The organism is Shewanella sedimentimangrovi (assembly GCF_017354965.1).
Taxonomy (GTDB): Bacteria; Pseudomonadota; Gammaproteobacteria; order Enterobacterales; family Shewanellaceae; genus Shewanella; species Shewanella cyperi.
Window position 1 is genome coordinate 2,360,477 of record NZ_CP071502.1, and the last position, 14,316, is coordinate 2,374,792.

Below are 14,316 nucleotides of genomic sequence, written 5' to 3' on the forward strand. Positions count from 1 at the left end.
CCGCTTATGGATCTTCCACCATGTATCAGTTGAATATAGATAAAGCCGAATTCCTGCGGGATGTCTGGCAACAGCAACCCAAGGTTTTCCCCCGCGCCTTTGTGGACTTCGTCGACCCCATCGCCGCCGATGAACTGGCGGGTCTGGCCTGCGAAGAGGAGGTTTCTTCACGCATAGTGGTCACCAAGGGCAATGACTGGGAAGTGATATCCGGCCCCTTTGAAGACTACGACGCCTATGGTGAGAGCCACTGGCAACTGCTGGTACAGGCGGTGAATCACTGGTACCCCGACGCCCAACCGCTGGTGGAAGCCTTTCGCTTTCTGCCCGACTGGCGTTTTGATGATCTGATGGTGTCATTTGCCACGCCCCAGGGCGGCGTAGGTCCCCATATAGACAACTACGATGTGTTCATTATCCAGGGTGAAGGCCGCCGTCGCTGGACAGTGGGTCCCAAAGGCCAGTACGCGCGCCGTGGCAATAATCCCGAATCACCGCTGATTGAAGACTTTGAACCCATCATTGACGTGATGCTGGAAGCCGGGGATGTGCTCTATATTCCTCCGGGATTCCCCCATCAGGGCGAAACCCTGAGTCTGGCCCTGTCCTATTCCATGGGATTTCGGGCACCGAGTCAGCAGGAACTGGTAAGTGAATTGGCAGATTTCCTTATCGATGCCAATCAGGGGCAGCAGCGTTTTATCAGCAGCAGTGAAGCCGGCAGCCAAGGCCTGGTATCCTGCAGCGAACAGACTGGGATCATGAACCTGTTGGCCGAGCTGGCAAATACGCCGTCCCAGTACATACCTGTGCTTGGCAAGTTGCTCAGTCAAAACCGCTTTGAACTCGATATCTGCGAAAACGAATCGGCGATGGATCTGACCGAGCTGACCGACGCGCTCGACGATGGCGCCAATCTGGTGCGCATTGGCGGCTTGAAAGTGTTGCGAATGGAAGCGGATCCCGAGGCCCGTCTGTTTATTGCCGGTGAAAGCCTGCCAATAACCGAGGCCAGCCCTGACGAGCTATTACTGGTTGCCAATGCCACTTGCCTGGATGCCGACGCTGTGGCTCCCCTGCTGGCCAAGCCCTGCTGGCAAAGCTTCTGGTTGACCATGCTGGAAAAAGGCTACTGGTACCTGGGTGAATAAGCCCAGGTCGCACCCATTAAAAAAGGCACCCTGAGGTGCCTTTTCTATTTGAGCAAGCCTTAATCGACTGGGCTCGAGCCACACTTAGCCCCAGAGTTTCTCGTCGGCCTGCATCTGATACAGACTTTGGGCTCGGGAGATCAACAGATTGGCAAACTTGGCCTGGGTGGGATCTTTCACCGCACCTGACTTAATGAGATTTTCTGCTTTCAGCTGCCACATCATGGAGAAATGGCGCAGGGCCTCGCGCGCGGTACCTGCGACTTTGACATCCACATAATCGGTGGGCAAATCGCCGGACATGACCCAGAAAGTCTGCTTGGCAGGCTTTTGGGCTTCCATCTTCCACACTGCAACATAGGGAGGCAGGTAACGGCATTCATCCACCAGCACCTTGCCGGGCAATATGCCCTTCTCGGCCAGGAAACGGTTGGCCTTTTGAAAATGAGCCCGGACCCACTCCTGACGCATGGCTTCAGCATCCATCTGAGTGTCATTGACTTGTGGCTCTACAGCTTGTTCAGTCATACTTCTTTCCTATCTTATTGTTATGCTGCGGATTATACCTACTATCTGTTATTTGTCTTGCTGACAGTTTCACCCTCACCTCAGTCAAAGCTTACGTTGACGTAAAGTGGAAAGCAAAATTGCCATGCCGATCACAATTAATCCGCATTCAGGCTTGGTCGAGAGTAGCGCTAAATGCTATCGTTCTGCAATAAATATAACAAGTCGACCGCGGGCCCCTGGCCTGCGGTATTTTTAAGCGCATAGCGGAGATCTGCACGTGGCTGTATTCAATCATGTATCTTATGACGAACATGAACAGGTTGTTTTCTGTCATGACAAAGAAAGTGGCTTAAAAGCCATTATCGCCATCCACAACACCAACCTCGGCCCTGCCGTCGGTGGTTGCCGTATGTGGAATTACCACTCGGATGATGAAGCACTGACCGACGTTCTGCGCCTGTCCCGTGGCATGACCTACAAAAACGCCCTGGCCGGTCTGGAAATGGGTGGTGGCAAATCAGTGATCATCGCCGATCCCAAGACTCAGGACAGGGAAAAACTGTTCCGCGCCTTCGGCCGTTTCATCAATACCCTGGGTGGCAAATACTACTCAGCCGAAGATGTGGGCACCACCACAGCCGACATCATGATTGCCCATCAGGAAACACCTTACATGGCCGGTCTTGAAGGCAAGAGTGGCGATCCTTCTCCATTCACCGCTCTGGGCACTTATCTGGGTATCAAGGCTGCCGTTAAACATCAGCGTGGTCTGGACAGCCTCAAGGGCCTGAAAATTGCCGTACAGGGTGTTGGCCATGTGGGCTACTACCTGTGCAAGCACCTGCATGAAGAAGGTGCCGAACTGGTGGTGACCGATATCCATCAGGCTTCTTTGGATCGCGTTGCCAGCGAATTTGGCGCCACGGTCGTTGCCCCTCAGGATATCTACGTTCAGGACGTTGACGTTTATGCACCTTGCGCCCTGGGCGCCACTCTGAACGATGCCACCCTGCCTTTGCTGAAAGCTTCCATAGTCGCCGGTTGTGCCAACAACCAGCTGGCAGAGCCACGTCATGGCAAACAGCTGAAGGACATGGGCATACTCTATGCGCCTGACTATGTGATTAACGCCGGCGGTATCATCAACGTGTCTTTCGAAAAAGATTACGATGCGGCCAAGTCCACCGCCAAGGTTGAGCAGATCTACAACACCCTGCTGACCATTTTCGCCAAGGCTGACGAGCAAAATCGCACCACGGGTGAAGTGGCCGATGAGATGGCCAAAGCCATCATTGACGGCGCCAAAGCCTGAGTTTAGTCCGCTGTCATAGCCGGATTGCAGCAAAAAGGGAAGTGTCCAAACACTTCCCTTTTTCCATTTTTTAGACGAAAAAATTTATTCCCAACGTCAACAGTCAGATAGCTTACCGACACACAAATTTCATCAATTTGACGTGGAAAAGCCCCCCTCTCTCTGCTTGAATTAGTCACTCGTTCCCCTTTCAAGGACAGAGCCATGGTCAGTTTCAAATATGATCTGAATCAGCACAGGGTCGAGTTGCAGGCCAGCAACTGGTGTGGACTGGAACGGGTTTTTGTAGACGGTCAAATGGTGTCCAGCAAACTCAACTTTGGCCAACAAAGCGAGCACGCCGTGCCTTTGGGTGACGGTAATCCCTGCAAATTTCAACTACTTATTGACCCACAAACCGAAGAGCTCATGTGCCGCATCTACAAGCGCAATGAATTGGTTGCCAGTCTGAAACAGGGTAAACAAAACCTGATCCAGAGCCAACGCTTGCTCCAGCAAGGCATGATCATGTGCTGCAGCCTGGTTTTGGTGGCCCTGCTATTGTTCTGACCTGCTGTTGTTCTGAACTGAGGTCATTCTGAATTGAGGCTATCGCGGCTCAAATGTGAACCACAAGCCAACACGCGGATGCCAATAAGACTTAAAAGCGGTTTATCTTGCACAGCAGTGCCATCAGCTGCTGCTGCTCATCGGTATCGAGAATAGAGAGAAAGGCTTCATTGACCCGCTCGGCCTCCCGGATAAGGTCCTGCTCGAGCGCCTTGGCGTTATCGGTCAAAAAGATTTGGAATGCGCGGCGATTATCCGCTTCCTGATGTCGGGTGATAAGGCCGGCCACCTGCAACTGATCCAGCAAGCGGGTCATGGTGTAATTGGCCACGTCACAACGCCGGGAAAGCTCGGTCTGGGTAATGCCCTCTTCCTGCCAAAGTGCAAACAACACAGGCCACAACTTGATATCCAAGTCGTAGCGCTTAAGGCGTGCATCCAGATCATTGGCTATGGCTACATTCAGATGCGAGATAAGATAGCCCAGGCTTTCCTGACGATTCAAACGTCACCCCCACTGACAACTGCAACTTCCGCCATCCTGGCTTCGGGCAACTTCCTGTCCTTTTAATACTACCACCTAAAGCACAATAAACTAGCAGGCCTGACCATAAAAAAAGCCGCACCAGGCGGCTTAATCGACCAGTATCATATCCGCATAGCGGTAGAAGCAAGCCCGGGTCATACCGGCAACCACACCGTTTTCCAGATGAATTTCAACCCCTTTATCTTTCATCTGTATGGCAGTCTCCGGCACTTTATAATCCTCACCTACTACCGAATTAAGCAAATAATGACCATCGGCCAACAGGCAAAAATCAAACACCAGCACAGGATACAGAGCAACACTGACTGGCAATCTTTCCGCTGGCGTCCGCAATTCATAGCCGTCTGGGGTTTTCACCAGCACAGTGGCGAACAACCGGGCGAACTTCTCCGGCAAGGGTGCATCGCGATAATGCCACATGCCCTCGGAATCGATATGAAACAAGGGCTCGTCCTGACAAAGCGCCTTTGCTTCATCCATGTCCGAACCCAAATGCAATTCTCCCAGCAGGCGTTCCAATTCATTGTCACTCATGGCCCTCACTCCTGTGTTTGCAACAGCTCCAGCACCGCCTCCAGAGGATGGCGCGGCTTGAAACCCGAGAAGCGTTGCACCTGGGTGCGGCAGGAATAGCCGGACACCAGGATCTGCGTCTGTGGCCGCTGAGCCACCTGCGCTTCCCAGGACATACCATAAAGCATACGAGAGCGCTGCTGATTGTCCAGTTCGTGGCCATAGGTGCCGGCCATACCACAGCAACCCAGGTTGACAGCCTCCAGCTTGGCACCAAGTTGGGCAAATATCTGCTGCCACTCCTTGGCGGTGCCGGGTCTGGCGGTCGCCTCGGTGCAATGGCTGAACCAGGTGTAACTGTGTTTGCTCTCGGTTCGTGAAGGAAGTGACGGCAACACTTTAACCAACCACTCATTCACCAGCAGGACATTAAAGTCACCGCGCTTGTCACCCAGGGCCTCACGGTATTCATCCCGGTATACCAGCACCAGGGCGGGATCTATCCCCACCATGGGCATACCCAATTGATGCAACTCGTTTAAGAAAGCTGCACTGTCCGCCGCCTGGGCGGCAAATTTATCGAGGAAGCCCTTGATGTGTGCCGGCTTACCATTGGGCTTGAAGGGCAGCAACACGGGTTTCAGTCCCAACTGCTCCACCAGCTGCACCATGCGGTACACGACCTTGGCATCATAGAAGCTGTTGAAAGGATCCTGTACCAGAAGCACATAGCGACTGCGCTCCTCTTGGGGTATGGCCTTGAGCACTTGTAAATCATAACCCCGGCTGGCATGGCCATCGAGGCGCTCTTTCAGCGTCGGCACCGACAGCTTGGGGGAGTCCACATAACCCAGGGCCTTTTTAATCACCCACTTGCTCAGGCCGTTGTGGGTCACGGCATTGGCAAGCCTTGGCGCCCTGGCCAGCAGCTGCACCGAATCCTCGATACCGGCCACCAGATAGTCTTTTGGCGGCCTCAGGTAACGTTGGTAGTAAATATTAAAGAACTGGGCGCGGAACTTGGGCACATCCACCTTCACCGGACACTGACTGGAGCAGGCCTTGCACGCAAGACAGCCCTGAAGCGATTCCATCACCTCGTGGGAATAGTCGTACTCGTCCTTGGCCTTGAGGCTGTTCTGGGCCCGTTGCAGCAAGCCCAGTGGCTTAGCCTTGGCCAGTTCAAGCACATCGACCCCTTCGGCCTCCAGTAATCTCAGCCACTCGCGCATCAAGGATGAGCGGCCCTTGGGCGACATGATGCGATCGCCGGTCACCTTGAACGACGGACACATGGGCGATGCCGTGCTGTAGTTAAAGCACAAGCCATTGCCGTTACAGTTCATCACATCGGGGAAGGACTCCCGTACCTTGACGGGGATTTGCCGGTCAAAACTGCCGCGCTTGGTGCTGTCAACGTCATAACAGAGTGGGCCCTTGTCCCTTGGGGCCACCAGCTTGCCGGGATTGAGGCGATTGTCGGGATCAAACCAGCTCTTGATGTCCTGCAGCACGCCGTAAAGTTCTTCACCAAATACCGCCGGACCATATTCACCGCGCACGCCCTTGCCATGCTCGCCCCACATCAGGCCGCCGTACTTCAGGGTCAGGGCTGCCACTTGATCCGACACGGTACGGAGCAACTTTTCATCGGCGGGATCGCACATGTCCAGCGCCGGGCGCACATGCAGCACACCGGCATCCACATGGCCAAACATGCCGTACTGCAACTTGTGGCTGTCGAGCAGGGCGCGAAACTCCATGATGAAGTCGGCCAGCTGCTCGGGCGGTACCGCAGTGTCTTCGGCAAAGGCGATGGGCTTGCGACTGCCCTTTGTGGCGCCCAGCAGGCCCACGGCCTTTTTACGCATGGCGTAAATTTTCTCTATGCTGTCCTTGTCATGGGTGGTCTGGAACCCCATCAACCCACACTCGTTAGATGCTATCTGAGCCCTGAGCACAGCTTCCAACGCCGCCACCTTGGCGCTGACCTCATGGTCTTCACCGGCGAACTCCACCATGTTGAGGCCTTCGATAATCTTGCCCGGTACATCCTGGATAAGATCTTTCACCGAGTGCCAGACTATGTCTTCGCGGGCCAGGTTCAATACCTTGGAATCCACTGTCTCCACCACGGTTGCCTTGGCCTGCACCAAAGCAGGAGCGTGCCGCAGCGCCGACTCGAAGGAGTCGTACTTGATGTTAACCATGGCTCGGCTTTTCGGCAGCGGAGTCAGGTTGAGTTTGGCCTCGGTGATCACCGCCAGGGTGCCTTCTGAGCCGGTAAGAATGCGGCTCAGGTCAAACTTGCTTAAGCTATCGTCCCAGACATGCTCGAGATCGTAACCGGTCAGAAACCGGTTGAGGCGCGGAAAACGCTTCAGGATAAGCTCACGTTTGTCACGGCATACCGCCGCCACCTTGGAGTGCAGGCCTGCTGAGTCAATCGCCTCGGCAGACATGGGCATGGTATCGAGCACAGTGCCGTCCACCAGCACGCTTTTAAGACCCAGCACATGATCGGAAGTCTTGCCATACACCAGGGAGCCGGCACCGGAGGCGTCGGTATTGATCATGCCGCCCACTGTGGCGCGGTTGGAGGTGGACAAATCCGGGCTGAAAAAGAAGCCGTGGGGTCTTAAGGCATCGTTGAAGGCATCTTTCACCAAACCGGCCTCAACCCGGGCCCAACCTTCCTCGGCATTGATTTCCAGCACCCGGTTCATGTAACGGGACAAATCCAGGATAAGCCCATGGGTCAGCGACTGGCCATTGGTACCAGTACCGCCGCCACGGGGGCTGAATACCACTTCTCGGAATTGCTCCTGTGCCGCCAGCTGCATCACCTTTTGCACATCGGCCGTGCTCCTGGGATACAACACTGCCTGGGGCAAAAATTGGTATACCGAATTGTCAGTGGCCTGCACCAGACGGGCACTGTAGCGTTTGTCTATGTCGCCCTGAAAACCGCAATGGGACAAGGCATCGAGAAACGCAAGATAGACGGGGTCCAGGGTTTGTTGATGTGAAAGCTGGGGTAACATGAGGGGCTTCTGGTCGATTATTCTAGTTTCGGCATTATAAACAAAAAAAAGCCGCTAAAAAGCGGCTTTTGTGACACAAAGGTAAATTGCTTAGCCGTGGGCTTCAGCCAGGTACAGCCAGGTGTCGATTACAGTGTCTGGGTTCAAAGACACAGTGTCTATGCCCTGCTCCACCAGCCAGGCGGCGAAGTCGGCATGATCCGATGGGCCCTGACCACAGATACCCACGTAGGCACCCTTGGCCTTGGCGGCCTTGATGGCCATGGCCAGCAGCGCTTTAACCGCTTCGTTACGCTCATCGAACAGGTGGCTGATGATGCCGGAGTCGCGGTCCAGACCCAGGGTCAGCTGAGTCAGGTCGTTGGAGCCGATGGAGAAACCATCGAAGTGCTCCAGGAACTTGTCCGCCAACAGGGCGTTGGATGGCAGTTCGCACATCATAATGACGCGCAGACCGTCTTTACCACGCTCCAGACCTTCTTCCTTCAGCAGTTCAATCACCTGCTCGGCCTCACCCAGGGTGCGGACGAAGGGGATCATGATCTCAACGTTTTTCAGACCCATGTCGTTGCGAACGCGCTTGATGGCTTCACATTCCAGGGCGAAACAGTCACGGAAAGACTCGGAGATATAACGGCTGGCACCGCGGAAGCCCAACATAGGGTTCTCTTCCTCGGGCTCGTAGCGATCGCCGCCCACCAGGTTGGCGTACTCGTTTGACTTGAAGTCAGACATACGCACAATCACCTTCTTCGGATGGAAGGCGGCGGCGATGGTGGCAATACCTTCCACCAGACGGGCGATATAGTATTCAACGGGTGATTCGTAACCGGCGATCATCTCGTTGATTTCTTCCTGCAGCGCCGCATCCTGCTGATTGAATTCCAGCAGCGCCTTGGGATGAATACCTATCATGCGGTTGATGATGAATTCCAGACGGGCCAGGCCCACACCCTCGTTTGGCAGACGGGCGAAGTCAAAGGCGCGGTCGGGGTTACCCACGTTCATCATTATCTTCATCGGCAGTGTGGGCATGGCATCCACACGGCTGGAAACCACTTCAAACTCCTGCTTGCCATCGTAGATGTAGCCTGTGTCGCCTTCGGCGCAGGATACGGTCACCATCTGGCCGTTTTGAATACGGTCGGTCACATCACCACAACCCACAACGGCTGGCACGCCCAGTTCACGGGCGATGATGGCCGCGTGGCAGGTACGACCGCCACGGTTGGTGACTATGGCGCTGGCGCGCTTCATGATGGGTTCCCAATCAGGGTCTGTCATGTCGGTCACCAGCACGTCGCCGGGCTGGATCTTGTCCATCTCGTCGATGGACTTCAGTACCTTGGCAACACCGCTGCCGACCTTGTGACCAATGGCGCGACCTTCACAGATCACGGCGCCACGGCTCTTGAGGTGATAACGCTCAATCAATTGTACGTCTTCACGTGAACGCACAGTCTCGGGACGGGCCTGTACTATATACAGCTTGCCGTCGTTGCCATCTTTGGCCCACTCGATGTCCATGGGACGACCGTAGTGTTTCTCGATGATCATGGCCTGCTTGGCCAGTTCCATCACTTCGGCATCGCTGATGGAGAACTGGCGGCGGTTGGCCAGCTCAACGTCTTCAATCTTGACCTGCTTACCGTGTGAAAGATCGTCTGAGTAGACCATCTGGATAAGCTTGGAACCAATGTTGCGACGCACCACGGCCTGATGGCCTGAGGTCAGGGTTGGCTTGTGAACGTAGAATTCGTCAGGGTTAACGGCGCCTTGCACCACCATTTCACCCAGACCGTAGGAAGAAGTCACAAACACCACATCGTCGTTACCGGATTCGGTGTCTATGGTGAACATTACGCCTGAAGCGGCCTTGTCGGAGCGCACCATGCGCTGCACGCCGGCAGACAGGGCAACACCACGGTGATCGTAGCCCTGGTGCACACGGTAGGAGATGGCGCGATCGTTGAACAGAGAAGCAAACACGTGCTTGATGGCCACCAGCACGGCATCGTAACCCTTAACGTTCAGGAAGGTTTCCTGCTGACCGGCGAAAGAGGCATCGGGCATGTCTTCGGCGGTTGCGGAAGAACGTACCGCAAAGGACGCGTCTGTGGTCTCACCAGACAGCTTGTTGTAGGCCTCATGGATGGCCTGCTCGAGTTCGGGTTGGAATGGGGTTTCAATCACCCACTGTCTGATCTGTGCACCCACTTTTGCCAGTGCATTGACATCGTCGACGTCCAGAGTGTCAAGAATGTCATAAATCTTCTGGTTAACTCCACTTTGCTCAAGAAACTCATTGAACGCATGAGCCGTGGTCGCAAAGCCGCCAGGTACTTGAACGCCGGCATTGGCCAGATTGCTTATCATCTCGCCAAGAGAGGCATTTTTACCGCCAACCTTGTTGACGTCGCCCATGCCTAATTCCTGATACCAGAGTACATATTGCTGCACTGTTCTATCTCCGCAAGTTTATTTAAGTGGCCCCTTCACACGAGGGCAGCGGCATTTTACACTTCGGCAGGGTTAGCGTAAATCTATAATTTTCTTTGTAATTTTATTACTACATGGGGTAAGTATGGCTCGTAAAGTTTTCTACATTTCCGACGGAACAGCGATCACGGCCGAGGTGTTCGGTCACGCGGTACTTTCACAATTTCCGATGGAATTTGAAGCGCTTACCATCCCATTTGTTGAAACTATCAGCAGGGCCGAGGCGGTAAAAAAGCAGATCAATGATAGTTTTATTACGACAGGGGAACGTCCTCTGGTATTTCATTCCATAGTTAACGCCGATATCCGCGACATCATCTATTCCAGTGAAGGCCTGGATTACGACTTTCTCAACACCTTCGTGGCGCCGCTGGAGCAACAACTGGGGGTCAGCGCCAAGCCGGTCACCCACAGAACCCACGGAAAGGCCAATCACAGCTACGAAGCCAGGATAGATGCCATCAACTTCGCCATGGAAAACGATGATGGCCAGACCCTCAAGCACATGGACAAGGCAGACCTTATCCTGCTCGGCGTATCCCGCTGCGGTAAAACCCCGTCGAGCCTGTATCTGTCTATGCAATTCGGTATCAAGGCGGCCAACTACCCCTTCACCGAAGATGATATGGATAACCTGAAGTTGCCCGAGGCGCTTAAACGCAACAAGCACAAGCTGTTTGGCCTGACCATAGATCCGGTGCGCTTGCATGAAATCCGCCAGAGCCGGATGGAAAACAGCCGCTACTCTTCCCTGCGCCAGTGCCGACTTGAGGTTAAGGAAGTGGAAATGCTGTTCAAACGTGAACGCATCCCCTATATCGACACCACCAACCACTCGGTGGAAGAGATCTCCACCAAGATCATCGATGTCACCGGACTCGAACGGCATATGTTCTGATAGTGCAAGGGATTTCCATTTCAGATCTAACTTAAATCAATTTCATTGCACGGTTGTCGATAAATGCAGCAATTGCCGCTGTGCAGCGAAACACTATTGGTTATAATCCGGTTCAATCCAGCGATAAGCCCGCACGAATACCGGTATGATGAATGACCATTAAAACAGACGAACTGCGAACATCCCTTCTTTGTAAAGTTATTTCACCCGCCCAATTGGCGTCTGAATATCCTCTGACCCAGGAAGCAGCCGATTATCTGGTGGCCCAGCGCCGCGAGGTGGAAGCCATACTGACGGGTGAAGATCAGCGCCTGTTGGTGGTTATCGGCCCCTGCTCCATCCATGACACCAAGGCGGCACTGGAATACGCCGGTCGTCTGGCGAAGCTGCACCATGAGCTTAAAGAGGATCTGTGCATCCTGATGCGGGTGTATTTTGAAAAGCCGCGGACCATAGTGGGCTGGAAGGGATTGATTTCAGATCCGGATCTCGACGGCAGTTTCAGTCCCAACAAGGGCCTGCGTCTGGCGCGGCAGTTGCTGCAGCAGATAACCGAACTCAAGCTGCCCATCGCCACCGAGTTCCTCGACATGGTCAACGGTCAGTATATTGCCGATCTCATCACCTGGGGCGCCATCGGTGCCCGCACCACCGAAAGTCAGGTACACAGGGAAATGGCTTCGGCCCTCTCCTGCCCCGTGGGCTTCAAGAACGGTACCGACGGCAACATCAGTATCGCCGTGGACGCAGTGCGTGCTGCCAAGGTGCCGCACATCTTCTACTCACCGGACAAGGATGGCGCCATGGCGGTGTACCGCACCCATGGCAACCCATACGGCCACATCATTCTGCGCGGTGGCAAGGCTCCCAACTACAGTGCCGAGCATGTGAATGACGCCAAGCAAAAGCTGGAGTCCGTTGGCATCAACACAGGTCTGGTGGTGGATTTCAGCCACGGCAACAGCCAGAAACAGCACAAGCGCCAGCTGGAAGTGGCCAAGGACATAATGGCACAGCTGCGCAGTGGCTCCACGGCCATCGCCGGCATCATGGCCGAAAGTTTCCTGGAAGAAGGCAATCAGGCGGTCAAAGCCGGTGAGCCCCTGTGCTATGGCAAGAGCATCACCGATGCCTGTCTGCACTGGGAAGATTCCGAACAGTTGTTGCGGGAGTTGGCGGCTGCGGTGCGCGATCGCCGCGCCCTGTTGGCCAAACGCTGAGTCCCGTGTTTTCCGAACCCGGCTTTCAGCGCCGGGTTTCCTTGAAAAGGCCCCGACATTCGGGGCTTTTTTGTTTTCCGCTTTGTTCCACTTATCAGAGGCAAAGTTAACAGCCTGTAACCCCGCAATGACCCGGGTGTAACAGAATAACCATGGCGATGTAAAACCTGCGCCAAGCGGGCAAATTTCGGCCAGAGTCGCTATTTATTGGCCACCCGGATGGCTATAATCCGGCTCCTTTTTCAGCTCAAACCGCAGGTTGCCCATGTCCCCCACCGAAACCGTCTCCACCCTGTCCGACGCCATGCTCGCACGCATCGAACAATCCGAAGCACGGGTGATCAAGGCGGTATTTCCGTCCATCACCAATCATCACAATACCCTGTTCGGTGGTGAAGCCCTGGCCTGGATGGATGAAACTGCCTTTATTGCCGCCACCCGCTTTTGCCGCAAAACCCTGGTCACTGTGAGTTCCGACCGCATCGACTTCAACAAGGCCATCCCGGCCGGCAGCCTGGCGGAACTGGTAGCCCGGGTGATCCACGTGGGCAATACTTCACTCAAGGTGGAAGTGAATATCTATATTGAGGACATGTATCAGGACAGACGCGAGCATGCCATCCGCGGCGTCTTTACCTTTGTGGCCATTGATGACCAGCGACAGCCTACCCGGGTGTGGCTGGAGCCCCAAGCCAGTTAGACTTTAGTCTAGTCCCCCGCTAATCAAGGGCATTTGTCGATTGGCGGGGTAATAAAGCGGTAGGAACCGGCATTACTTTTCTGCTACATTGGCTTATCTTCACGTGCAACCAAGATAACCATAAACGCCATGAAGCTCGAAAATCTGAATGTCATCATAGCCGACGACCACCCGCTGTTCCGCAACGCCCTGCGCCAGGCGCTCTCAAGTGCCTTTGCCGACACCCGTTGGTTTGAAGCCGACAGCGCCGAGGCGCTGCAAACCTTGTTGGACCAGGACGCCGAGGCCTACGATTTGGTGCTGCTGGATCTGCAAATGCCGGGCGCCCACGGCTATTCCACCCTTATCCATCTACGGGCCCACTATCCCGAATTGCCTGTGGTGGTGATTTCTGCCCATGAGGATGTTCAGACCATCAGCCGTGCCATCCACTATGGCAGCGCCGGTTTTATCCCCAAATCAGCCTCCATGGATACCCTCACCGAGGCCATGACCTCAGTGCTGTACGGTGATATCTGGCTGCCGGAGGGCATAGAACTGATAGCCCTGGATGAGAGTGGCACGGATCAAACCGCAGGTAAGCTGGCTGAGCTGACGCCCCAGCAGTACAAGGTGCTGCAGATGTTTGCCGAAGGCTTGCTGAACAAACAGATAGCCTATGATTTGGGCGTGTCCGAAGCCACCATCAAGGCCCACGCCACCGCCATTTTCAGAAAGCTTGGAGTTCGCAACCGCACCCAGGCTGTCATCGCCCTGCAGCAGCTGGAAATGGATAAGGTCGAATTAAATTGAAACCCGCGCCTGCAAATGCAGGCGTGTTCTTATCTGCTCAGCGACTGCGCTGAAACTTAAGCACAAACTTGTCCAACTCATTGGCGAAGGCCTGCCTGTCGGCCTGGCTCAATTTGGGGCTGCCGCCGGTATCGACGCCGCTGGCCCGCATGGTATCGAGAAAATCCCGCATATTCAGCCGGGCGCGGACGTTGTCCCGGGTCAAGAGCTCACCGCGGCTGTTTAGGGCAAAAGCGCCCTTGTCTATTACCTCCGCCGCCAGCGGAATATCGTTGCTTATCACCAGATCGCCGACATTTACCCTTCTGACTATCTCATTGTCGGCCACATCAAAGCCCTTGGGCACCTGCAGGCAACGAATGGAGGCGGCACCTGTTATCCGCAGCGCCTGATTGGCGACAAAGGTCACCACTATGCCGCTGCGAAAGGCCGCGCGCACCAGCATCTCGCGGATAACCACGGGGCAGGCATCGGCATCGACCCAAATTTGCACTGGCTCATGGGCTTCTTGGGTATGAGCTTCCTGGGTACTGTGTTCTTGGCCATCGGCTTTTGGGGTAGGGTTGTCCACCACTGTCATC

At 54.8% G+C, this 14,316-nt stretch carries 13 protein-coding genes; 7 read left to right on the forward strand and 6 right to left on the reverse strand.

Translation table 11 applies throughout. The annotated features are described in order from the left end of the window. Positions 1-20 precede the first annotated feature (20 nt). Entirely contained in the window at positions 21-1,151 is a 1,131-nt protein-coding gene (locus JYB85_RS10235) for a cupin domain-containing protein (protein ID WP_207379228.1), read from the forward strand. An 84-nt stretch (positions 1,152-1,235) separates the two neighbouring features. On the opposite strand, the gene JYB85_RS10240 is transcribed toward JYB85_RS10235, so the two are convergent. Further along, positions 1,236-1,679 (reverse strand): DUF4826 family protein, encoded by a 444-nt coding sequence (locus JYB85_RS10240; RefSeq protein WP_207379229.1) that lies wholly within the window; start codon positions 1,677-1,679, stop codon positions 1,236-1,238. Between the two features lie 259 nt (positions 1,680-1,938). On the opposite strand from JYB85_RS10240, the gene JYB85_RS10245 reads away from it, so the two are divergent. Continuing rightward, complete coding sequence (locus JYB85_RS10245) at positions 1,939-2,973, forward strand: Glu/Leu/Phe/Val dehydrogenase dimerization domain-containing protein (RefSeq protein WP_207379230.1); 1,035 nt, start codon at positions 1,939-1,941, stop codon at positions 2,971-2,973. A 204-nt stretch (positions 2,974-3,177) separates the two neighbouring features. Continuing rightward, positions 3,178-3,522, forward strand: coding sequence for a hypothetical protein (locus JYB85_RS10250; protein WP_207379231.1), 345 nt, complete (start codon positions 3,178-3,180; stop codon positions 3,520-3,522). A 91-nt stretch (positions 3,523-3,613) separates the two neighbouring features. On the opposite strand, the gene JYB85_RS10255 is transcribed toward JYB85_RS10250, so the two are convergent. From JYB85_RS10255 to ppsA, 4 genes are all read right to left on the reverse strand, one after another. Then, positions 3,614-4,027, reverse strand: a complete 414-nt coding sequence (locus tag JYB85_RS10255; protein WP_207319962.1) for a MarR family winged helix-turn-helix transcriptional regulator — start codon at positions 4,025-4,027, stop codon at positions 3,614-3,616. Positions 4,028-4,156: 129 nt separating this feature from the next. Continuing rightward, positions 4,157-4,603 (reverse strand): DUF1285 domain-containing protein, encoded by a 447-nt coding sequence (locus JYB85_RS10260; RefSeq protein ID WP_207319963.1) that lies wholly within the window; start codon positions 4,601-4,603, stop codon positions 4,157-4,159. 5 nt (positions 4,604-4,608) lie between these two features. Then, the gene (gene ydiJ / locus JYB85_RS10265) at positions 4,609-7,626 is read right to left on the reverse strand and encodes a D-2-hydroxyglutarate dehydrogenase YdiJ (RefSeq protein WP_207379232.1); all 3,018 of its coding nucleotides are present in this window, start codon (positions 7,624-7,626) and stop codon (positions 4,609-4,611) included. Positions 7,627-7,716: 90 nt separating this feature from the next. Then, entirely contained in the window at positions 7,717-10,086 is a 2,370-nt protein-coding gene (gene ppsA / locus JYB85_RS10270; protein ID WP_207379233.1) for a phosphoenolpyruvate synthase, read from the reverse strand. Between the two features lie 124 nt (positions 10,087-10,210). Between ppsA and ppsR the strand changes: the two genes are divergently transcribed. The 4 genes from ppsR to JYB85_RS10290 all read left to right on the forward strand — a co-directional run bounded on the left by ppsR (position 10,211) and on the right by JYB85_RS10290 (position 13,735). Then, entirely contained in the window at positions 10,211-11,023 is an 813-nt protein-coding gene (ppsR, locus tag JYB85_RS10275; RefSeq protein WP_207379234.1) for a posphoenolpyruvate synthetase regulatory kinase/phosphorylase PpsR, read from the forward strand. A gap of 152 nt (positions 11,024-11,175) precedes the next feature. After that, positions 11,176-12,243 (forward strand): 3-deoxy-7-phosphoheptulonate synthase, encoded by a 1,068-nt coding sequence (locus JYB85_RS10280; protein WP_207379235.1) that lies wholly within the window; start codon positions 11,176-11,178, stop codon positions 12,241-12,243. Positions 12,244-12,508: 265 nt separating this feature from the next. Then, positions 12,509-12,943 (forward strand): acyl-CoA thioesterase, encoded by a 435-nt coding sequence (locus tag JYB85_RS10285; protein WP_207319968.1) that lies wholly within the window; start codon positions 12,509-12,511, stop codon positions 12,941-12,943. A gap of 129 nt (positions 12,944-13,072) precedes the next feature. Continuing rightward, positions 13,073-13,735, forward strand: a complete 663-nt coding sequence (locus JYB85_RS10290; RefSeq protein ID WP_207379236.1) for a response regulator transcription factor — start codon at positions 13,073-13,075, stop codon at positions 13,733-13,735. Between the two features lie 37 nt (positions 13,736-13,772). Here JYB85_RS10290 and JYB85_RS10295 read toward each other — a convergent pair whose 3' ends face one another. Next, positions 13,773-14,228, reverse strand: coding sequence for a YaiI/YqxD family protein (locus JYB85_RS10295; RefSeq protein WP_207382031.1), 456 nt, complete (start codon positions 14,226-14,228; stop codon positions 13,773-13,775). Positions 14,229-14,316 lie beyond the last annotated feature (88 nt).